Genomic DNA, 23,743 nt, shown 5'->3' with positions numbered 1-23,743 from the left:
GGTTTTCTCTATTCCATATCTTCATAATCGTAATCCGGATACAAAAATTGATTGTATGGAAAACGAGTTACATGGATTTCACGAACCTCATCGTAAACGCGCTTTTTAAAATCTTCTAAGTTCTTTTTGTTGAGTGCAGAGATAAAAAGTGCATTGTTACCAACTTTACTCATCCAAGTACTCTTCCACTCATCTAAACTATAGTGTCTTGCACCACGTTCTGTTTCTAAATCATCATCGTCTAAATGTTCTGCACTATAAGCATCAATTTTATTGAAAACCATAATAGTTGGTTTATCGCCACTTTTAATTTCACCTAAAATTTTCTCTACAGAAGCAATATGTTCCTCAAAATTTGGATGAGAAATATCTACAACATGCAACAGTAAATCGGCTTCACGAACCTCATCTAGTGTACTTTTAAAACTATCGACCAGTTGTGTCGGTAATTTTCTAATAAACCCAACAGTATCAGATAAAAGAAATGGTAAATTCTGAATAACCACTTTACGCACCGTAGTATCTAGGGTTGCAAAAAGTTTGTTTTCAGCAAAAACATCACTTTTACTAATCACGTTCATTAAAGTAGACTTACCAACGTTGGTGTACCCCACAAGCGCAACACGAACCATTTTACCACGGTTACCACGTTGCACAGCCATTTGCTTATCTATAATTTTAATACGGTCTTTAAGCAATGCTATTTTGTCGCGAACAATACGTCTATCCGTTTCTATTTCTGTTTCACCAGGTCCGCGCATACCAATACCACCTTTTTGGCGCTCAAGGTGAGTCCACATACCACGTAAACGCGGTAGTAAATATTGGCATTGTGCCAATTCTACTTGCGTACGAGCATAACTCGTTTGTGCACGTTGTGCAAAAATATCGAGTATTAAATTCGTTCTATCTAAAACTTTCACATTTAAGATTTTACTAATATTTCGCTCTTGTGCCGACGATAATTCGTCATCAAAAATAGCTGTGGTTATATCGTTTTCTTCAATAAATACGCGTACATCTTCTATTTTACCTGTACCAATAAAAGTTTTAGGATTAGGCATATCCATTTTTTGCGTAAAACGCTTTATGGCATACCCACCTGCGGTATAGGTTAAAAACTCTAACTCATCTAAATATTCTTTAGATTTTTCTTCGTCTTGTTCTTTAGTAATCACGCCTATTAACACTGCGCGTTCTAAAGAAATATCTTTCTCTTCTATCATAATACAAAGTTACACAATTGCGTTGATTTTATTTTTAATATTTTTAAGCCTATTTTTTAATTTTCAATACTTTTTTAAGTGTTCATTTTAAAGATATCTAGACCAATGGAAGTGCTAAAAAAACTACTGTTCCAGCCGCTTCATTATTTACAGAAACAACATCTCGATACGATAAAGTATAATTGTGCTTTTTGTATTTTACAAAACGATCTAATCGCTCTTTTGTTAATTGTATGCCAACAGACTTTCTTTTGATTGATTTTTCTGCCTTAATTTTAGCTGAAGCTTTTCTACCTATGCCATTATCTTCAATCTTAATTGAAACAAAATGTGTGTTGTATTTTGAAATATCTATTGTTATTTTTTTATCATTTTTTTTAGACGACAAACCATGCCATATAGCATTTTCTAAAAAGGGTTGTAAAATTAAAGGAGGTAATTTCACTTGCTCTAAATTAATAGTATTATCTACAGAAACCAATACTTCTATTTGATTTTTAAAACGAATATTTTCTATATTTAAATATAAATCTATTGTCTCCAACTCTTCTTTTAGAGTAACCTCATTTTTGTTTGAAGCTTCTAAAATTTTCCGAATAAGTTTGGAAAACCTAGTTAAATAATGAGCAGCTCTATCTCTATCGTTATTTATAATGTAAAGCTTAATGGAATTTAAGGCATTAAAAATAAAATGCGGATTCATTTGGCTATGTAAACTAGCTAGCTTTAACTCGTTTATTTCATTCTCAAAAGCATTTTTCAATTGTTCTAATTTAAAAGATTCTTCTCTAAATAGAAAGAACTTATATCCCAAACCTACCGATAGCGCAATAGCCTCTATTAGCACACCAAATATAAAAACATCTATCGGGCTAAAACCCTTAAAGAAAAACCTAGGAAAATAAGAGAATATTATCGCCAACAAGGAAAACCCAACAAAAAAGACCACACCAACAACAAAATAGGTGTTTAATACATCTTTAAATTTACTAATAGTTTTAAGAAAAACAAAAACAATCAATAAGGACACAGGCATAAAAACAGTTATAAAATACCAAACAAAATAGTAATTATCAAAAGCAAATAAATCGATTACATAAACCATTGTAGATATTACAAAAGCACTTTTTATATACCATTTTATAATAGAACTTAGTATTTTGCTCTTTTTACTTATAGATAAAAAGAGTAAGCTAAACCAAGCGTACAAGAGCCAATAATACACCTGAATAATCCAGTTGGCTCTTCTAAAAAACGAGCTATAATAATTAGCCAAAAGCATAGAACTCTCATTATTAGTTTTAGGTATTAGGTACAAAAAAACCAAAAACAAATAAGCCGCATAAACCCCAAGACTTTTATCTTTTGTTATAAAAAAAGCACTTGTATGGTAGACTATTAAAATAAATAAAACGCCTTGAACCCAAGTATTAAAATTTAGAAAAAAAGTAGACATCTATCGCTATAGTTTCCTTAAAAGATCTGTTTTTCGTTGTCTAGACACTGGTATTTTAGCGTTATTTTCTAAAACAATGTATCCATCAACCTTTATAAACTCTTTAACTTTATTTAAGTTAACGATATAGGAGTTATGAATTCTAAAAAATTGTTCGTCGGGTAAGATCTCGCAAAAAGACTTAAGTTTTTTAGTAACAACTAATTTCTTTTGGTTTTTGCAATATATGGTACAATAATTCCCGTCAGATTCTACATAAAAAATATCATCTGGCTCTAAAAAAACTAACTTTCCATCAGTACTAATGGTTATTTTTTTTCTACTCTGGCGGTTATTAAATTTTAATAGCATGATTTCAAAACTCTCCAGACTGTAAAGTTCTGTAACTTGCTTTTCAATCTTATGTATAGCTACTTTTAAATCGTCGGAGTCAATTGGTTTTAATAAATAATCTATCGCTTCCTTTTTCAAAGCTTTTAGAGCATATTCATTATAGGCTGTTGTAATTACTACCGAAAAACTTCTATTAGGTACTTTTTCTAAAAATGTAAAACCATCCATAATTGGCATTTCAATATCGAGAAATACACAATCTATTTGCGCTTCCTTTAAATATTCTAAGGCAAGTTCAGGGTCTGTAAAGGTTGTTACAACTTGTACTTTGTCGCTAAACTTAGAGAGTTCCCATAACAATCCTTCAATAGCATTAGATTCATCATCTACAATAATGGCTTTTATCATTTTAGAAGTTTTCTCAAAGTTAAAGTTAATTAAACATTTTACAACCCACTATGTATGAATCGTTTAAAAACTAATATAACCTGCTGAAAAGTAAACATAACTGGTTAAAAAACTTAAAAACACCATTTATACAGTTTTTATTACAATCTACACAAAAATGTTACAACCTCTTTATTTAAAAATAAATCTTTGTGTTAGCTATAAAAACAATACTTATGAAAACAAAACTACTTTTATTGTGTACGCTTTTAAGCTTCTACACCCATGCACAACTTAGATTAATAAAACAAACAGAAAATAATATTTATAGAAGAGGAGTAACAGGTGTCACAACATTGAATAACGACATATTATTTACTATGACGGAGTCTGGAAGCCCCTATAAAATTGGTGCCTATATAAGCAATGGCTCTAACGAAACTACAAACCAAATCCAAGGCTTAGAAAATAACACATACAGTTTTGAAGGCTTAGACAAAGAAAATTACGCAATAGATAACGATATTTTTTTGTTTAGTAGTCGTTTATTTAACTCACAAAGTGAAGACAAAGCCTACAGAATAAATGATGGTAGAACTAGTGCTACACTAGTAACATCCTCTACTTCGGCCGAAAGTATAACCCGAACAAGCAATAATAAAATTATTAAACAAAGAAGGGAATATTACCCACCATACACATTAAGTGGTAATAGATATGCTGGTGGTTATAATTTTTTTATAAATATATTTAATGGCGATGGTATTTTAGAAAACAGTTATGAATTTGATGGTAATACAGGTATAGGAAACTCCGTAGATGATTTTAATAGTTTAACTCTAATAACAAATATATTTTACTGGAAAGGCACTTATTATTTTATTGGTAACACTACACAAAACAGATCAGACCTATATAAATTTGATAGTCTTAGCAACTATAGAATTACGAAATTATATGTTAATGGAAACTCTAAGACCGATGTTAGTCCAAGTGACATATTATTAGAAGACTCTTATATTTATTTTCAAGGATTATACAGAACTTGGGGTGTTAGTGATGATCCTGATGACTTTATAGATGAAGGACGAGAACTTTGTTATACCAATGGCGACATAATATTTGGGGCTAATCAAACTCAAATTCCACTTTTTATTTTAAATGAAAACAAAGAAAATTATGATGGTACTCGAGGGTATATGGCTAAAAACACTTCTGAAGGCTTTGCAATGTCTAAACCAATTAAAGAATTAAATGGGTCTGTTATTTATATAGATGAAAATAATGATACTTTAAATATAGTAAACCCTGATGGCACTTATTATAATTTAGTAAATTACACTAAAGATACTGATGCTTATTTTACATATAACAATAAATTCTACTATATAGCTAGCGAACTTAACTCAGATTATTCAAGTACATATTATATGTATGAAATAAACGGACATCCTTTAAAAACAATAAGATATGAATTTCCAAAAAGTACAAATGGTGATGATTTTTCACTTGCTTTAAATAATAATTTGGATATTTCTCAAGAGGAAGGAAAAGTATATCTTATCGGAGGATATCATTCCTCTTCCGGCGTAAATGCAGCTATTTTATCTTTCGATTTCTCTACCTTGCAATTCACACAAGAACATGTTTTTGATAATAACGAAATCTCAGGGTATGTAACCAACCTTAACCGATTTAACAACGGTTTTGTTTTCTCAGATTTCGATAAAGTTTACAGTTATAATGTTGAAATAAGAGCAAAATATTTTACACCAAACCAAAGTGGTAAAGGTGCTAACATAGAAAAACTTAATTCTGAAGAAGATATTAGCTACAATAACACCTCTTATAATGTCAGTTTAAAATCAACAAATTTAGCACCAAACGAGACTTTAAAAATAGAATTGCTCGACACTACAGCCATTGCTTTTAAAACCAAAATAGAAAGTCTGCCAAACAATAGCTATGCTAAAACCTATTATAAATTAGTAACACTAAATGAATCTAGTCACCAAAGCACCATAAATTTAACTTACAACAATCTAGATTTTAAAAATGGTATTCTAGATCCCGCACAACTATCTGCGCAAACTTATCAAGATGGAAATTGGATAGACTTAGAAATTACATCTATTAATACTAATGATAAAACAGTTGAAATAACACACAATTTCAATTCAAATACATTAGTTTTTTTTAGAAATAATGCAACGTTAAGTAATAAAAAGTTTAGCACAGAAAATTTATCTGTATACCCAAACCCGACGACTTCTATTTTAAATTTTAAATTAAAAAATAAAGCCACAATTTTAAAAACTACGGTTTACACTTTAGTTGGTCAAGAAGTTTTACAAAGTACCACTGGTAAAAACAAAATAGATCTTAAAAACTTATCTCAAGGCATCTATATTTTAAAAGTAGTGAGTAGCAACGGCACTTACACTAAAAATATTATAAAGGAATAAACAAACAACTTATCAGCTAAACTTATACTATGTTGCCAAATTTTGAAAGTCAAAATCTAGGTTAAATAATTTTAGTATATTTTTGGGATATGATAGAACCTTTTGATGATATTCCTGTTCGTAACGATTTACAAACTGTTGCCTTTTACAATACAGAAAACTTATTTGATACTTTTAATGATAAACTAAAGTACGATAATGATTTTACTCCTAAATCCATTAAAAAATGGACTCCAAAACGATACGATAATAAACTCAGAAAATTAGGTTACGTTATTTCTAATATAGGCAGACGAGAAACAGGTAAACAACCTGCTATTATAGGTCTTGCAGAGGTTGAAAATGCTAAAGTGATAAAAGATTTAATTGCATCCAAACATTTAGAACCTTACAATTACGGCTATGTTCATTATGATTCTCCGGACGAGCGTGGTATTGATGTGGCTTTAATTTATGATAAAGATGTTTTTGAAGTTTTACACTCAGAGCCATTTCTAGTGGAATTAAAAAATGACAAAGGTCTACCTGATTATACGCGCGATGTGCTATTGGTTTCGGGTATTTTAGATGGCGAGAAAATACATGTTATTGTAAACCATTGGTCGTCTAGACGTGAAGGTGAAAAAGAAACGGAACACAAACGCATAGCTTCATCTGATAAAGTAGGTGAAATTATTTCTAGTATAACCTTAGAAGATCCCGAAGCTAAAATTATTACAATTGGCGATTTTAATGATGATCCGCACAATAACAGTATTAAACGTTTGGTTGATAATTACAGCTTGTTTAACCCTATGGAAACGCTACGCTCTTTTAATCGCGGTACCACCAAACATAATAGGCAGTGGAATTTATTCGATCAAATTTTAATTTCAACTAACTTTTTCAAAACCTCCGAGAATTTATACGAGTATAGCCTGTCTAATATTTTTGATGAAGATTTTCTAAAAATATTTGAAGGTAGATACAAAGGCGCTCCATACAGAACCTATGCTGGCAAACGCTACAAAGGCGGTTATAGCGACCATTTTCCGGTATATGCTATTTTCAAAAAATAATAGTAGCCTTTATACAGCTTGCAATAAAACCAATGTTAATGCTAAAATAACTACAGGTAAAAACCATAGCATATAGATATTATAGGTTAGTTTTTTATTTTTAATCATTTTGGCATTTAGCACTTTACGTTTTCGTCCGCCATAATACATCCAGTTTTTAAAGAAGATAAATATTACTACCAAAACAAATAAAGTCCATGCTTTATCTGCCGACATGGTATCCATGTGCATTTTTCTAAAAAACTTAGCAAAAAACACACCTAAAAGTAATAGTAAACTACATTGTAAAAAAGAAACATAAAAAGTAGCAATGCTATTAGCCTTCTTATTTTTCTTTAGTTTGAAGTGATTAAAAAAATGATAAAATAGAATATCGAATGTGCCCATGCGGCGAAATTAGACTTTTTATTTAAAACTTGTTACGTCTAAATAACAAATTATTATTCCACAAAATCCACACTAATTTCATCTAACTCATAAATACCATCAAAGGTATCTTGGCCGCTTCCTGTAAACTTAAAAGCGATATACATGGTTCCACTTTCGCAAGATAAATCTACAGCACCCGAATTAAACCACGGCACAAACGAGTCAGTATCTTTCACCACATACGCATCAGATATTGTACCCCAAGTGGCAGTAGTAATATTAGCTTCATCACCATCCCAATCTAAAGAATACAAAATTTCTAAAAAGCTACTATTTGCTAAACTATTAGACGTTTTAAAACGAAGTGTTTCACCATCCTGCACGTCTAAATTAATAGCCGGTGTAATTAACCAACCTATATTAGAGTCGTCTCCAGAACTAGAACATTGAAACCGTGCCGAACGCCCTAAAGATGCATTTGACGAAGTGGAAGAATAACCTTCCCACGCTTCTGTACCTGCTTCAATATAATTAGTCCAACCTTCAATCTCTATAGGTCTATTATTTCGTTGTGGTTCAAAATCTTCATAAAACAAATTACCTGTTCCCAATGTTTCGGCAATACCACAACCTAGTTCTATGGGGTCGCAACGGGTTTCAGAAGTAAAACTCATATCTGCCGAACTATTTAAAACAAGCACATTAAAATCGTCTCCAAAATCTCTAGCAAAAACTCCTGTAACGCTACCTTGTCCTTGCGGAATAAGTAACGATTTAAAATCGGAAAATGTACTAGTTTGCATACGTATAGAAACACCGGTTTCACAACTTACTAAAGTTCTAATACCATCATACTCATCTATAGATTCGCTAGCAAATGTGGCTCCCAACTCAAAACGGTTTAATTGCATGTTTTCTAACTGAACTAGTGTATTGTGATCCCAACTTGTTAAATCTGTAATATGTGCAACTTTAGGCTGAATATCCACCACTTCGTTACTTCTGATAATAATATTTTTATATTCTGAAGGTTGAATTTGTTCCACACGCGCTCCATCACCTTTTCCTATGGAAATGCCTCCACTACTTTCTCCAATAGTTAATCCTGCCATTTTTAGATATACTTTTTGTCCAAATTGATAAGTATCCGACAAACTAGACACATTGATAGCGACTTGAAATCCCATTCTAGGGTCATTATCTGGGCTAGAGTCATCTATTTTATTCTGAATAATTAACTCTTCAAAAAAGTTTCCCGATTTATCGGAAGACACCACGTAACCTTCAATATATAATTCTGAATCTTCATCAATTCTAGCCGTCGAATTCCCACTATTTATAGCCTGATCGTAAAGCGACCTGATGGTTTTAAAAGTTGTTATTTTATCTTGAGGAATATCGGGTTCTATAATTGATATATCGGGAACGCTATAATCATCATCTTTCACACAAGATATTATAAGTGTTTGCATCAGAAAAATGACAATTAGTATTTTAAAATTTTTCATGATTAATATTTTTATATTATTTGTTGCCGTAAAAAGCTCAGCATGGTACTACACTATCTTTTTTAACCTAGCAGTTTTTTATTTAAAATCTCACATTCAAATTCAAAAAGTAAGTGGTACCACGACCATACCAATATTTCGATCCAAAAACAGGAGTATCTAAAGCTTTATCATCTCTAAGTTCTCTAAAGTTTGCATTTCTTCCTTGCTCAAATCCACCAGATTTATAAACTTGATCTAATAAATTATTAATGCTAGCAAAAAAACCGATGTAATACTCACTAACCTTCCATGATTTTCCACCAATTAAATTCACCACCATATAATCATCAAAACGTTCTTGTTTTAGAAGCTCTCTCGCCAAAACCTCATCGTAATCATTAAAAACATTGCCATCAAAATCGGTTGAAAAATTTGAAGAACGCGTTAACGGGCTCACATCTATATAGGTATTTGCAAAAAAGTTTGCCGTAGCTCCAAACCACCAATAATCGGGATCGCTATATTCAAAACCTACTGAATAAGCATTTTGTGGTCCGGCAGCGAGTTTATAATCTTTTAATTTCGATTGTCCAAAATCTTTAAACCCATCTATAAAACCCGCAGCTAAAGCCTCGTCATCCGGCTCTGTAGACAAAAATAAATTAGGATTATTGTTATACGTAAACTGCCCAATAGCAGCAGCACCTTTTAATTTTATAGTTGGTGTTACTTGGGCTTCAACACCAAACTCAGCACCTATATGTTGCTTTTCAATACCTTGAAGAATTTCTTGTACAAAAGCCAAATTATCGCCACCAATACCATCGGCAAAAAAGAATGAAATTTCATTAGCATCAGTAACCTTTGTGTAATAACCTGTAAGTTTAGCTTTAACCACAGACGACCGGAATACATAACTTGCATCTGCAGACGTTATTTTTTCTTCTGTAATATCTGGTACAACATTATGGTTTTCTCTAGAATTTGAAAACGTGTTTTGCAATGTTGGCGCTCTAGAAATATAACCACCGTTAATATTAAACACATGCTTACCAGATAGCTTATAAGTAAACCCGGCTTTTGCACCAAAGCCCATAAAACTTAACTTATCGCCTTTACCAAATGAGTTCTCTGGAAATCCACCATTTTGATAAATACCTTCACGCTGATATTGTGTGTTTTTCAAACTAGCCGCTACATAGAAATCCGTTTTATTATAAGAAAATTGTGTTTGCGCATATCCTCCAATTTCGTTTGCAAAAATATTATAGTCATATTTAAACTTATCGCCCACTCCAACTATGCGGTTAGGGTTTAATAAATCGTTTTGAGCTTCGTTAATATTTGTTGCAAAACCGTCGATATCCAAATAAGTTTCGGCACCTAAAAGATCTAAAACTTGAGCAAAATTTTCGGAGATTAAACTTTTAAAATTAATACCCGCATTGAAGTTAACATGGTCGTTTATTTCTTTATTTAAAATAGAGTTTACAGTAAGTTGTTTATCATCTACACGATCTTCATACAAGGCATAAGTTGCATTACCTCCATTTTTGGCATTAGCAATATTTGTGCTATACATGGCATTCCAATCAATTTGACCACCATCTTGAAACGTTTGTAAGGCCTGATATGCAAAACCTAATTGATCGGGAAAGTTCCGTTCAAAATAACTTGGTAATTTTTGATAATAGCTTGCACTCGGGTTTGCTCCACCTCCTTGAGGAAAACCATCTATTAAATCTTTTCCGTTATAATCTAATCGGCTATTTCCCATTTTACCAAATTGATAGCCTATGTTGGTATTTAACTTCGTTTTACTATTTAAATTCCAGTAATGATTAAGCATCACAATTGGTTCGCTAACTTCTTTTATTCTAGAATTTCGTTTTTCGCCATCTTGCCAACCCCAATATTCGTTGTATTTAATGCCTTTTAAATCGAAAACCTCTTGTGTGTTTGGTGACGATTTACCTCGTCGATTTGGTGTGTAAATCGCAGAAAAGCTTAAACTATGGGCTTTGTTAATTATTTTTTCCACGGAAGTAAAAAAGGAATTTGAATTATAACTCGTCGCTTCTTGATATCCTTCATTTCCCCATCGGCGACCTAACGTTACTGTATATGCCCAATTGTTTTTTAATAAACCTGAAGCATACGTTGCCATAAGGCGATTGCTATAACTTCGGTTAGACGATGAATAGGTAATGCGTCCACCTGCTCTAGTTTGCGACGCCCTAATATTTATATTATTTGTACCTAAAACACCACCAAAACTATAGTTTGAGGGTGCTAAACCTGTCGATAATTCTTGATTACGTAACACATCATTAATACCTCCCCAATTACTCCATTGTGGCCTACCGTTATAGGTTTTGTTCATTTCTATACCATTAATTAAAAGGGTGCTATTTTTAGAATCTAATCCGCGAAGACGGAAAAAGGATGGACTAAATTCGAATGCTGCTGTACGCTGAAAAACATCGAGAGATGAAGCCAACAGACCTGAAATATTATCCGCACCACTAGAATCATCGTTTAATTCATCATCAGATAATGTGATTGTAAACAAATTGCTAGTAGCCGTAGTATCTAGATCTAAGGTAATACCAGCAATATCAACAGTTTCATTTTCATTTATTATAATCGGGAAACGCTTTGATATATATCCAACTTTTGAAACTCTCAACATTTGCTCTCCTAGCGGTAACTTTTTATCGAATAAAAACTCACCAAGTATATTTGTCTCCATCGATAAATTGCTATTTTCGATAGTTACCGATACGTTTTCTAAAGACTCAAAAGTAAGTGCATCTAGCACGCTACCCTTCACTAAAGTTTGTTGAGAATGGAGGCTAATTGAAAAAATTCCGAATAAAAAAATAAGGGTTATTTTATTCATGCTTATCTTTATTACTTCAATTATAATAAAAAACAATCAATTGACAGTTAAATACTTAAAAGAATTTCAAGCAGTTACATTTCAATTTAGCTACAAAACCCATGTAGTTTCATTCTTATTTAAAAGTAAAAATTGTTTAAAATTCGCGCTTACATCATTGCTTTTATTAGCTTTTTTAAATACAAATGCTCAGGATAAAAAATTTAAAATCCACACAGTTGCTTTCTATAATCTAGAGAATTTATTTGATACTATAAATGACCCGAACAAATTAGATGAATACAGCCCAATGATGGAATTAAAAACTAACAGAGGTCCTGTTTATAAGAAAAAAATAAGGAATATGGCACGAGTTCTTGCCGATATTGGAAAAGGTGTTACAAATACCGCACCAAGTATTATTGGTGTTTGTGAAGTTGAAAATAAAGCCGTTTTAGAAGATTTAGTAAACGATTCGCTATTAGTTGATATAGATTATGGTATTGTGCATTATAACTCTACAGACGTACGCGGAATTGATGTTGCACTACTTTACAAGAAGAATGCATTTACGCCGATAAGCACGAGTTCTCATGAGTTGAAAATTTACGATCCAGAAACTAGTAAACGCGTTTATACCCGAGAACAATTATTGGTTAGTGGGAATCTGGAAGGAGAAACCATCCACCTTATTGTAAATCATTGGCCATCCCGACGTGGTGGTGAAGCTAAAAGTAGACCAAAACGTGTGGCTGCAGCTAAATTAAATAAACGTTTATTAGATTCTTTACAAACTATAGATCCGTATGCAAAAGTACTTATTATGGGCGATTTAAATGATAACCCAAACAATGCTAGCGTTAAAAAAGTTTTAAAAGCTAAGCCAACGAAAAAAGTGGGATTAAAAGGTATTTACAATCCATATATAAATTTCTTTAAAGATGGTATGGGCACAACAGCTTATAGAGATTCTTGGAGTTTATTCGATCAAATTATGGTAACCAAACCATTTTTAGAGAAAGATTACACTTCATTTCAATTTTATAAAGCTGGTATTTATAACAAAAATTACATTATTACTAAACTTGGCGCTTATAAAGGTTACCCGTTAAGAAGCTTTGGATATCATGGCTTTAATAACGGCTTTAGCGATCACTTCCCGGTTTATGTTTATTTGATTAAGGAAGTTAATGAAGAATGAAAATCAAGTTATGAGAAAACAGACTTCTATTGCTTAGCTCGACCCAAGTGATTTCACAAATTCAAAAAAAAAAGACCTTTCAAATTAAATAACTTGAAAGGTCTGACTATATTTTATTTTGGATATACTTTTAATCTACATCCAAGTACTCCAAGGAATTCTTGATAAAAACAATAATAACGCAATACTATAAAAGATTGCTATTGTTTTTAACTTCCCTTTTGAAGTTAATTTCTTTTTATGTTTTGAATAACCAATTGTAATTAAAGCCACTGCGATAATATTAATAAACGGGTGCTCAACAAGGTATAATCTCGCCATAGAGTTACTCATTACTTTTCCGCCTAACTCTCCCCATAACAAAAATTTTGGTGATACAAAGTACAACACAAGACCAATTAATAATTGAATATGAGATACTATTAATGTGAATAATGATCTTCTAAAATCGTTGTTTTCATATTCTTTATCTCCTATTGTTTTTATAACAGCACTTACTGCAGCTATTAATAATACAATAAGCACTAAATATGCCCAATAGGAATGGAGTGATAATACAATGTTGTACATGAATGTTTTGTTTTAATTATAGATGCAAAAATAGTAATTATAATTCACAAAAAAACCGCTTCGATTGAAGCGGTTTAAAAGTTTTTCTAAATTAGAATAATTCTTATTCCCATTTATTTTCTGCAGTCGTACCGCCCCAAATTAAAGTGGCTATGTATGGATTATCAATAAAAGGGTTTCTATTGCCTTGTGCGGCATAAATTACGTTGTTACGTTGTTCTTCAAAGGCTGATACTGGATCGGCAACGTTCCATGCTTTAAAAAGCTCTAAACCACCAACTTTATCAAAATCCTCTCCGTAGCGAATGTTTAAATACATTACCATTCGGGCAACATCACCACGCCAGTCATCACCAGGATACCAAGCTTCTCCAATTAATTTATTAGTTCCGCTTCCATCGATATATGGATAGTTACTTCTATCACTGTTAACAGTTGCATCGGCAGATCTTAAATGGTGTAAATCTGAAACAGCTATGTCTGAACTTAACCTAGACTGTGGAAAAATATGTTCTGTGTTATAAGTTTGTGTTGCATATGGATTATTTCCAGAAGTATACTCCTCCCAATATCTACTTTCACCTGTATACATTAAAATCACATTATCTTGATTTGATAAATCGGCATCGGCATTATATAAATAATCATGACGTTGGGTATATGTTAATATTACGGTATGCATAACTTGAGTATGATTGGATATTTCATCAAACATTAAATCTGAATCCTCGGCAAAAATAACACCATCGTAATAATCTCCAAGACTTGCAGGCATATTAAAGTTAATAGCTTGTAGCACACTAATAGTTACTGTTGCTGTAGAGCATTCTGGAGTAGGCACATCGTCGTCACAAATAGTGTAAGTAAACGTATCATCACCTATATAACCCGATTGAGCCGTGTAAGTCACGGTGCCATCATCATTTAAAGCTACAGTTCCCAATGTCCCAGCATTATCGACAGAAGTAATAACAGCGTTGTCGATAGCCGAATCATTTTCAAGCAAGGTAGATATAACTTTAGAACTATTCGATAATACATTAACAGCATCATTTTCTGCAATTGGATTTCCTTCATCAGTTACTGTAATAGTTACTGTGGCTGTAGAACAATCGGCTGGTGTATCACTATCACATAGTGTATAAGTAAATGTATCATCACCTATAAAACCATCGGTTGGTGTATAAGTATACGTGCCATTTCTATTATCTTCAATAGTTCCTCCGTTTGCACTTGCTGTATCAAACGATGTAATTCTAGCATTGTCTAATACCACATCATTGGCTAAGGGATTTTGGATAACTACAGCTTTATCTTCCGTTGTAACAGCTACATCGTTAACAGCGATTGAAACACCATTTTCGGTATCAGGATCAACTGGAGAATCGTCTCCTCCAGAACTACTACAGCCAAAACATGCCATAATAGATAAATAAATAATACTTTTTTTCATAATTTTTCGATTTTCTTAAAAAGAATAAAACCTCTTGTCGATTATGACAAGAGGTTTTATATTACTTAGATGCTAGCTTTTATTGTAAAACCCAAACACCTCCAATTTTAATAACTGAAATATTTTCTGTTGTATTTGATCCATTATAGATATCAAAAGTTACAGTATATTTTTGATTTTCTTCAGCCGAAGGAGCAACATTGTCCAAAACAACATTAACAGCCTCAACAAGCATATCTGTACTCCAATATGCAGCATTACCAGATCTTCTATCAAAATTTGAATAATTACCAACACTAGCTGTTTCAGAAGGATAAGTTCCCTCTAACGCAGATACAACAGCTGCATAATCGGCAGCTCCCATAATGTAAGTAATAGTATTATCTGGCACCCAATTAGTTCCATCATGACCAAACTGAAGTCTTTTAGATTGAACATTATTATACTCTACCCATTCTGTATCATTAAACATAAAAGCAGTTGTGTAACTTGTAGTTACTCCGCTAGAATATAATTCATACATTACAGATTTAACAGTTCCGAACTCTACATCTTCAGTACTTAAAGCTAAAGGAATTTTAGTTTCTGCTTCTGATTCACTAGAGAAATTAGGGAAAGATTCACCCATAGCCTCGTATTCAGCCTCTGAAAACCCACTAATTTGCATCCAAACACTATCTCCTTGATAAACAAATCCGTTAGCTACTGTACTATTTACTCCATCGCTATAATAATCATATCTTAACGATACAAAATCATCATCTTCCGCATCAGGATACTCTTGATTCAAATAATCTTGAAGGTGACTATTTTCATCAAAGTTACCATAAGTATTTCCCGTTATTGGACTATATTCAGCATATTCCACTTCGCGTATCTCGGCACTATAAGAATTGATTTTATTATAAAGCGCATACGTTACGATAGCTGAAGAAGCCTCATCAATAGTTCCGTCTGCTTTGAAGGCAACACCAAAATAAGGATATTTAGCATTCAAAAAACTAGAAATTAATTCTTTTGCTTCATCATCTGAACTAAAATTAGGATAATTTAATCCTAAACCACCGTCTTCAATTTCATCAGTATAATCCGCTTCCGTTAAAGTGTAATCAAAATCTTTAGCAACAATACCTTCTTTTGCTAAATTTGCATCGATATCAGCATAGATATCTTCCATTGGATTACATGATGTAAACACCAACCCAATTGCCATTAATAAATAAATAAATTTTTTCATCTTTTTCTTTTTTAAAAATTAACTTTAAGAGATACACTATACGTTCTACCGGTACCGTAGTAAACTGCGGCGTCAGATTCCAACCCACCATTATCTTGCGCATCAGAAATATACTCTGTGTTAAATAAGTTATTAATTTTAGTATTTAAAACTGCTTCAAAATCACCAATATCAAAAGTATGGCTTACCCCAACATCAAAAAGACCAAAACCTGGTGCTTCCCATACATCTGGTAAATCTGCAGAACTTCTACTTGTTACATCGAAATCAGCAAACATGTTAGTTGCATAATTATAATCGATATAAGCTTTAGATTTTGGAGCAAAATCGTAGGCTGTACCTAAAGCAAAAGTAGTTTGCGCCGAGTTTCCAACTTTAATACCATCTGCAAAAACCTCAACAGTATCAAATAACTCACCATCTTGTGAAAAGATATCCGCACTTACATCACTTTTCCACTGCCAATCTCCAAGAGAAGCCATACCTGTAACAGTTAACTCATTAGTCGGTCTGTATTTAAAGTCTATCTCTAAACCTTGGTGCAATGCATCAATACCTAAAATATTAGCATAAAACCTCTCACCTGATGTTGTAGACGGTAACTCTCTAGATTCTGCTTTATCCATCCATTTTGTATAGTAAAGATTTACGTTAGCAGAGAATTTTTCACTTCTGTACCCGTAACCTAATTCTGCACTAAACACTTTTTCGTTTACTGCGTCTTCATTATAAGTCAACTCATCTTCTTGTTGGAAAACATTTGTTAAAAAAGGAGCTTTAGAGAAATATCCGATATTTACAAACACATTATTCGTGTCATCTAAATTATAGTTACCTCCACCTTTAATACCGTAACCTACGAAGTTTACGTTATCTGACTTTCTATCAGCAGGAAAAGAAGCATCACTACTCATAAATTCTTTTTTCCAATAGTTGGTATTAGAAACATCAGCAGCCATGAATAAGTTCAACTTCTCATCAACTTGATATTCTGCTTGACCAAAAAAACCTGTTCTAACAACATAACCATCATAATCCTTATTATAACGATCGCCAACTTGTAATGCTTGTCCGAAAGCTTTAGTATCGTCTTCATTATCCAAAAAGAATTGACCACCCAATAAATCATCTACTTGATACCAGTGAGACCCAACATAATAACGACCATCAAATCCTCCTGAAAGCACTAACTTATCAGAAATATCATTTTTGTAAGTAGTTAACAAACCATACCATTTGTGAGAGTTTCTTGAAGAAGAGATAATATCTGAAGAACCAGAAACACCATTTGCAATGTTTTCTTCTATAATAGTATCAAAATCAATTGGTTGATCCACTCCACCAATTCTATAATCATCTGAACCAATTTTAGACCCTTCATCTCTACGACCTCCACCTTGACCGAATGATGCATATAACGCTGTTGATAATACTGAGTTATCATCAATTGTCCATAAGTGATTTAAAGACATTTGAGGTTTGTGATAAAAGTTAAAAGCTGAATTATAAACTTCCCCATTTTTATAACCCCAATCTTTGTTAGATTTTAAAGGTCCAGATTCAGTTTGACGTAATTCTGCAATTGTAGAACGATTAAATCTTTGTCCGTGTTCTTGTTGTGCACCAAATGCAGAAAAAGAGATTGTATGTGCATCATTGATTTCTTGTGTTAAATTAATGAAATAGTTATACCCTTCAAATTCGGTACCATCTACATAACCATCACCAGAAATTTTAGAAGCACTTACTGTTGCAGCAAAACCTTTATCAGACAAACCTGTAGAATAAGTCATTCCATATTTTAAATAACCATTATTACCAATGCCTGTAAAAAAGTTACCTCCTTCTTCAACATCAGTTGTTTTTGTGATAATATTAATTGTACCACCAGTAGAAGGCACAGCCACTTTAGAAGCACCTAAACCTCTTTGCACTTGCATAGTTGAAGTAACATCACCTAAACCCGCCCAGTTAGACCAGTAAACAGCACCATTTTCCATATCGTTAACAGGAACACCGTTTATCATTACAGCTACGTTTTCTGAAGAAAACCCACGAATATTAACCCTAGCATCACCGTAACCACCACCTTGTTTTGTAGCGTAAATACCTGGTGTAGATTTTAAAATCTCAGGAAATTCTTGTGTGCTTAATTTTAAAGCAATATCTGCTGCTTTTACTGTAGATACAGCAACAGGCGTTTTTCTATCAACCGCCACAGATGCAATAATTTGAACTGTTTCTAAACCTACTTGACTAGGCTCTAACACTACTTTACCTAAAGACGAGTCTCCAGAAAAAGAAACTGTTTTAGATGTGTAACCTACGTAAGTAATGACAATTTCACCTGAACCCGATTTTGTGTTAAGAGTGAAATTTCCATCAAAGTCTGTTACAACTCCGTTGGTCGTACCTTTCTCGACAACATTAGCACCAGGAAGAGGCATATTGATACCTTGTTCCAAAACCGTACCTGTAATAGTACTTTGTGCCATAATAACTGTACTGAACAACAGTGCCACAGTTAGTAATAAATAATTTGTTGTTTTTTTCATAATTTTAATTATGTATTAATTATTTGAAATTAGTCGGTGCAAAAATACGTATAAATTGCGGGCCAATATTAAGTAAATGTTAAGAAATTTAACAACTTTAACAAAAAACAAGGCCTTAGTATTTAAAATACTAAGGCCTTTTTACGTTTTCTATAAGAATATTCTATCGTTTTACTCAGATTGGTTATAATAATTCAATAAATTTTGAGTTGAAGAGTCATGTTCATTTGTAACGCTTCCGTTAAATTCTTGTAAAATTTTAGATGCTAGCTGTTTCCCTAACTCTACCCCAAATTGATCGTAACTAAAAATGTTCCAAATAATTCCTTGTACAAATATTTTATGTTCGTACATCGCAATAAGTTTCCCTAAACTTTCTGGCGACAATTTATTTATAAAAATAGTGTTCGTTGGCTTATTACCTTTAAACACTTTAAACGGTGTTATGGCTTCGTTTGTTCCTTCTGCAACAACCTCTGCTTCTGTTTTACCATTTAGCAACGCCTCCGTTTGCGCTAAAAAGTTAGACATTAATTTATCTTGATGATCTTTATTACCATGTAACGACTTAGTAAAACCAATAAAATCTGCCGGTATTAATTTAGTACCTTGATGTATTAATTGAAAAAAGGCGTGTTGCGAGTTGGTTCCAGGTTCACCCCAAATAATAGTACCTGTTTGGTAGTCTATAGCATTTCCGTTTCTATCTACACTTTTCCCGTTGCTTTCCATAATACCTTGTTGTAAATAGGTAGCAAACTGGTTTAAATATTGAGAATATGGAATAACGGCTTCACTTTCTGCCTCAAAGAAATTATTGTACCATATAGTTAACAATGCTAGAACAACAGGAATGTTAGATTCGAAATCTTCATTTTTAAAATGCTCGTCCATTTTATTAGCTCCTTTTAATAAGCTATCAAAATTATCATAACCCACAGCTAAACTAACAGTTAATCCAACGGCACTCCAAAGAGAGAAACGACCTCCAACCCAATCCCACATTGGGAAAATATTATTAGCATCTATACCAAAACCTTGTACTTTTTCAATATTGGTAGATACGGCAACAAAATGTTTTGCAATAGCATCACTATTTGCAGATTTTAAAAACCAATCTTTTAAAGTATTGGCGTTAGATAATGTTTCTTGTGTTGTAAATGTTTTAGAAACAATTACAAATAAAGTTGTTTCTGGATCTAATTTTTTAATAACCTCATTAACATGATCACCATCTACGTTACTCACAAAATGAGTTGTTAAATGATTTTTATAATACTGAAGAGAATCTACCACCATAGCTGGTCCAAGATCCGAACCTCCAATACCAATATTTACAACATCGGTGAATGCTTTTCCGGTGTAACCTTTTCTTTGTCCGCTTACAACTTCATTTGTAAAACCTTCAATTTTTTGCTTTACTTGATATATTTCTGGCATTACATTAACACCATCAACTTTAAAATCGGCATCTTTAGGTGCTCTTAACGCTGTGTGCAAGACTGCTCTACCTTCTGTTTCGTTTATTATTTCACCAGAGAACTGACTCTTAATGGCATCTTTCAGCTTAACATCATCAGCTAATTCTAATAAATACTTTAACGTTTCTTCAGTAATTCTATTTTTAGAGAAATCTACATAAAAATCGTCCCATTTAATAGTGAACTTATTTGCTCTAGTTTTATCTTCAGCAAATAAATCTTTCATATGAACATCTTTTACTGCTTCAAAATGAGCTTGTAATTTCTTCCAAGATTTAGTTGTTGTGGGGTTTATGTTTGGTAATGCCATAGGATTATTAATTGTTAAATGATATTGCGTTAGTGTTTTGTTTTATAGTTGGTTGATCTAGTTTATCATCTTCAAAAACATCTTCTAAGAAATCAATAGCGTCCAATTTCTTTTTTATAGGTGAAATAAATTCTAGATACTCTATTTTAAGTGAATCGGAAATTCCTTTTGCTTCAGGCAGTTTTTGCTTAAACGGATCGACCTGCTTACCATTTTTCCAAAAACGATAGCAGACGTGTGGCCCACCTGTATTCCCCGTCATACCAACCCAACCAATAACATCACCTTGTTTTACAAATTGCCCCGGTTTTACATTACGACTTTTCATGTGTAGGTATTGCGTTTCGTATGTAGCATTATGGCGTATTTTCACATAATTACCATTACCTCCGCGTTTTTCAGATTTCGTTACCGTACCATTTGCTGTAGCCATAATAGGTGTGCCAATTGGTGCAGCAAAATCAGTCCCCTTATGCGGACGCAATTTAAAACCATAAACCGCAATACGGCGTTTTAAATTATATCGCGATGAAATTCTACTAAATTGAACAGGTGCTTTTAAAAAGGCACGACGTAAATTTTTTGCTTCATCATTAAAATAATCTTTAATACCATTTACAGTGTCTGAAACAAACTCAAAAGCATAAAAAGGCTCACTATTATGTTCAAAGTATGCTGCTTTTACATCTTGCACACCAGCATAAATAGTATCATCGATATATTTATCGGTATAAATAACCTTAAAGCGATCGCCTTTTTGTAAACGCCTAAAATCTATGGTCCATGCATAAATTTCATCGGCCATTTTATAAGCTAAACGCTGGCTTAACCCTTGTTCTTCTAAAGTTTGTGAAATATTATTAGTAATAATACCTGTTGCTGTTTTTTCAACATACTTTATAGGTTTTCTACTTGTATATGCATGAATAGAGTCTTGAAAATTAACCACAATATACTCTTCTACATTTGGTTGGTAAACAAAACATTTTGGTGTTTCTAAAGAGTCTTTAGCACACAAAAGCGTGTAAGGTTTACCCGGGCGCAAGCTTCTAACATTAAAACTATCTTTAGCTTTTTCTACTATATTGTAAATCTCTGGGTAAGTTACATGGTTACGATCTAGAATTTTACCAAAAGTATCACCACTTTTAATAGTATCGCGCTTCACAATAAAATCGTCTAGATTAAACCCGAATTCAAAGTTTTCTTCAGGCATTTCTATTACAGCTAAATCCTGCTCCTCTAAATCACTTTGCTTCGCATCGTCTTTACAGCTTGCAAAAAACACAGCGCATGCTAATAGAATTATATATTTGTTCCCCACTCTTGTATCTCTTTCTCTGTCCATAAATCTGGAAAAAATATTCTTTTTTGATATTTAGGGTGCATGTATTTCACCCATTCACTTCCTCCGGTTGCCTCGGCAGTTTTTCCGTTAATATTTAAATAGTGATTTGCGGTATTATAATGTGCCATAACCCATTTAATATTCACCGTATAATCGTAATGCCTCATGGCATTTATTAAATCTTTATTTTCTTGCGATGCTTTAGGCAATCCTTTAAACTTGCTCCACAAGTTATTATGCTGATAGAATTTTGTAAATCTAATAAACTCGTCCTTATATCGACCTTCAAAATCAGATAATGTGTACGTTTTTTTCCCGGTTTTGTAATCCTTACCAGCAGCTTGCCAATACAGGTGTTCAAAAGCGTTTTCGTAAGATGAGTTTTTATCAAACGTATCTCTAAAACGTTTATCAATTAAGTTGATTAACTCTGTAGATGCAAATTCTATTTTACGGTATTGCGCACTCTGAAAACCACTAGCAGGCGTTAACGTAGTTCTAAACTTATTGTATTGCTCCACATCCATACCATCTTTCATGATACTAAAGGAAGACGTTAACACATCAAAATAACGACTAATACGCATTATTTTAGTGGTAAATGTTTCGGTATCAATGGTATCATTTTTGGCAATTTGATCCATTTCAGAAAGCACCATTTTAAACAACAACTCGTTTACTTGGTGGTACATAATAAAAACCAACTCGTCCGGAAACACAGTACGCTGTACTTGCAAATTTAATAAAGCATCGGTTTGTATATAATCCCAATAATTAATGGGTTTACTATGCAACAAGCCTTCTAAATGCGCATCAACATCTTGGTCAATAGCATCAAACTTAGCTTTAATTTGATCCGTAATTTTAGAGTTCAAAATTTATTAGTTTTTAACAACAACATTAAAAGGGTGTTTAAGCCCTCTAAAAGCGTCTAAATCTGCTCTAAGCGAACCCACAGCCAAATCTGCCTTTATACGCAAAGGTAATTTATTTTTATCTTTCGAAACCCATAGGGTTAAACTTTCTTCCTCTTTAAAAACGCGACCTGCCATAACATAAGGCCTAAATTTTAACGCTTCAACATCTCCAAAATCGGTCTCAATAGTTTCTTCACCTAAATACTGTAATTTAAAACCATAATTTTCTTCATCAAAAAACATATCAATCTTTACCTCGCTACCCACTTTTAAATTTTCGGTATCTAAGTGATTACGCAAATAGTAAAACGTAGACACCATATCCTGAATATTCGGCTTAGTATCAACCACTATTTTTTTATTATGCTTTTTATCGTTAATGTGCGCCTTGTGGTTTTTCTGATCAAAATCTATCTCTAAATCCTTAGTATGCCCACCTTCATCAATATTACGTATAAACTTGTATGGCAAAATAGTCTCTTTATCAAAATAAGTTTCATACCTATCCTTCACCTTAAAGAACCACTTAATCATGCCAGTCGTCCAACCTTTACCAACAACATGGTAAACAGGTTTCCCGTTTAAAACCTCGTCATGCACCGCCAACGTGGCATTACCAGCCTTTAACCAATTGCTATAACTCATCCTAAACTTAAACCATTCGCCATCTTCAAAAGCCGATTCAGTTTGCGAAAACCCAGTTTGCGCAACAAAAACCAACGATAATATAAGTAGTATTTTTTTCATCTCTATGTAGGTCATATCATGTAACTTATTAAATGTACAATTATTGTAACAAGCAATAAATTACAATTACTATTCCAAAAATAGAAAAATAATAATTACCGCCCTTATATATTAGAAGCTCTTAACAATAATTTGTTACATAAGCCTACAAATTTCACATATTCACAAAATCTAATAAATCTTTGGGCGTTCCCCGAAAAGGGTCGGGCTTTCCGCAGTCTCTTTTTTGTGTTGCAATAGGTGCAACAACACAAAAAGA

Annotated in this window: 17 protein-coding genes; 3 read left to right on the top strand and 14 right to left on the bottom strand. The window is 32.8% G+C overall.

Annotated features, from left to right (window positions below; translation table 11 throughout):
* Window positions 1–8 precede the first annotated feature (8 nt).
* The 3 genes from hflX to DFQ06_RS11825 form a co-directional block, all read right to left on the bottom strand.
* A complete protein-coding gene (gene hflX, locus DFQ06_RS11835) occupies window positions 9–1,226 on the bottom strand; it encodes a GTPase HflX (protein WP_042504644.1) in 1,218 nt (405 codons plus the stop codon).
* Between the two features lie 97 nt (window positions 1,227–1,323).
* The gene (locus tag DFQ06_RS11830) at window positions 1,324–2,682 is read right to left on the bottom strand and encodes a sensor histidine kinase (protein ID WP_074937387.1); all 1,359 of its coding nucleotides are present in this window, start codon (window positions 2,680–2,682) and stop codon (window positions 1,324–1,326) included.
* Window positions 2,683–2,688: 6 nt separating this feature from the next.
* Complete coding sequence (locus DFQ06_RS11825) at window positions 2,689–3,423, bottom strand: LytR/AlgR family response regulator transcription factor (RefSeq protein ID WP_074937389.1); 735 nt, start codon at window positions 3,421–3,423, stop codon at window positions 2,689–2,691.
* Between the two features lie 215 nt (window positions 3,424–3,638).
* Between DFQ06_RS11825 and DFQ06_RS11820 the strand changes: the two genes are divergently transcribed.
* Both DFQ06_RS11820 and DFQ06_RS11815 read left to right on the top strand, forming a co-directional pair.
* On the top strand, window positions 3,639–5,867 hold the full coding sequence (locus tag DFQ06_RS11820; protein WP_074937391.1) for a T9SS type A sorting domain-containing protein: 2,229 nt from the start codon (window positions 3,639–3,641) through the stop codon (window positions 5,865–5,867).
* Window positions 5,868–5,956: 89 nt separating this feature from the next.
* Window positions 5,957–6,925 (top strand): endonuclease/exonuclease/phosphatase family protein, encoded by a 969-nt coding sequence (locus DFQ06_RS11815; RefSeq protein ID WP_042497749.1) that lies wholly within the window; start codon window positions 5,957–5,959, stop codon window positions 6,923–6,925.
* Between the two features lie 9 nt (window positions 6,926–6,934).
* Here the strand turns inward: DFQ06_RS11815 and DFQ06_RS11810 are convergent, their stop codons facing one another.
* The 3 genes from DFQ06_RS11810 to DFQ06_RS11800 form a co-directional block, all read right to left on the bottom strand.
* On the bottom strand, window positions 6,935–7,312 hold the full coding sequence (locus DFQ06_RS11810) for a hypothetical protein (RefSeq protein ID WP_042504642.1): 378 nt from the start codon (window positions 7,310–7,312) through the stop codon (window positions 6,935–6,937).
* Between the two features lie 53 nt (window positions 7,313–7,365).
* Window positions 7,366–8,802 carry a DUF5689 domain-containing protein gene (locus tag DFQ06_RS11805; RefSeq protein WP_133967872.1) on the bottom strand — a complete coding sequence of 479 codons (1,437 nt, stop codon included), beginning with the start codon at window positions 8,800–8,802 and terminating at the stop codon, window positions 7,366–7,368.
* Window positions 8,803–8,884: 82 nt separating this feature from the next.
* Entirely contained in the window at window positions 8,885–11,686 is a 2,802-nt protein-coding gene (locus DFQ06_RS11800) for a TonB-dependent receptor (RefSeq protein ID WP_133967870.1), read from the bottom strand.
* A gap of 40 nt (window positions 11,687–11,726) precedes the next feature.
* Between DFQ06_RS11800 and DFQ06_RS11795 the strand changes: the two genes are divergently transcribed.
* The gene (locus tag DFQ06_RS11795) at window positions 11,727–12,866 is read left to right on the top strand and encodes an endonuclease/exonuclease/phosphatase family protein (RefSeq protein ID WP_235833528.1); all 1,140 of its coding nucleotides are present in this window, start codon (window positions 11,727–11,729) and stop codon (window positions 12,864–12,866) included.
* 135 nt (window positions 12,867–13,001) lie between these two features.
* Here DFQ06_RS11795 and DFQ06_RS11790 read toward each other — a convergent pair whose 3' ends face one another.
* The 8 genes from DFQ06_RS11790 to DFQ06_RS11755 form a co-directional block, all read right to left on the bottom strand.
* On the bottom strand, window positions 13,002–13,436 hold the full coding sequence (locus DFQ06_RS11790) for a hypothetical protein (RefSeq protein ID WP_042497757.1): 435 nt from the start codon (window positions 13,434–13,436) through the stop codon (window positions 13,002–13,004).
* Window positions 13,437–13,539: 103 nt separating this feature from the next.
* The gene (locus DFQ06_RS11785; RefSeq protein WP_042504638.1) at window positions 13,540–14,889 is read right to left on the bottom strand and encodes an endonuclease; all 1,350 of its coding nucleotides are present in this window, start codon (window positions 14,887–14,889) and stop codon (window positions 13,540–13,542) included.
* Between the two features lie 79 nt (window positions 14,890–14,968).
* Window positions 14,969–16,126 carry a hypothetical protein gene (locus tag DFQ06_RS11780; protein ID WP_042504637.1) on the bottom strand — a complete coding sequence of 386 codons (1,158 nt, stop codon included), beginning with the start codon at window positions 16,124–16,126 and terminating at the stop codon, window positions 14,969–14,971.
* 11 nt (window positions 16,127–16,137) lie between these two features.
* A complete protein-coding gene (locus DFQ06_RS11775) occupies window positions 16,138–18,681 on the bottom strand; it encodes a TonB-dependent receptor (RefSeq protein WP_133967868.1) in 2,544 nt (847 codons plus the stop codon).
* A gap of 171 nt (window positions 18,682–18,852) precedes the next feature.
* Window positions 18,853–20,472, bottom strand: a complete 1,620-nt coding sequence (gene pgi / locus DFQ06_RS11770; protein ID WP_074937407.1) for a glucose-6-phosphate isomerase — start codon at window positions 20,470–20,472, stop codon at window positions 18,853–18,855.
* Window positions 20,473–20,479: 7 nt separating this feature from the next.
* Complete coding sequence (locus DFQ06_RS11765) at window positions 20,480–21,820, bottom strand: peptidoglycan DD-metalloendopeptidase family protein (protein WP_042497765.1); 1,341 nt, start codon at window positions 21,818–21,820, stop codon at window positions 20,480–20,482.
* Window positions 21,778–22,695, bottom strand: coding sequence for a tryptophan 2,3-dioxygenase family protein (locus tag DFQ06_RS11760; protein ID WP_074937410.1), 918 nt, complete (start codon window positions 22,693–22,695; stop codon window positions 21,778–21,780). Before DFQ06_RS11760 ends, DFQ06_RS11765 begins: the two co-directional genes overlap by 43 nt.
* A gap of 6 nt (window positions 22,696–22,701) precedes the next feature.
* Window positions 22,702–23,484 carry a DUF3108 domain-containing protein gene (locus DFQ06_RS11755; RefSeq protein WP_042503962.1) on the bottom strand — a complete coding sequence of 261 codons (783 nt, stop codon included), beginning with the start codon at window positions 23,482–23,484 and terminating at the stop codon, window positions 22,702–22,704.
* Window positions 23,485–23,743 lie beyond the last annotated feature (259 nt).

It is taken from the genome of Algibacter lectus, from assembly GCF_004368925.1.
Taxonomy (GTDB): domain Bacteria; phylum Bacteroidota; class Bacteroidia; order Flavobacteriales; family Flavobacteriaceae; genus Algibacter; species Algibacter lectus.
This window is presented reverse-complemented; position numbering and strand designations above follow the sequence as displayed.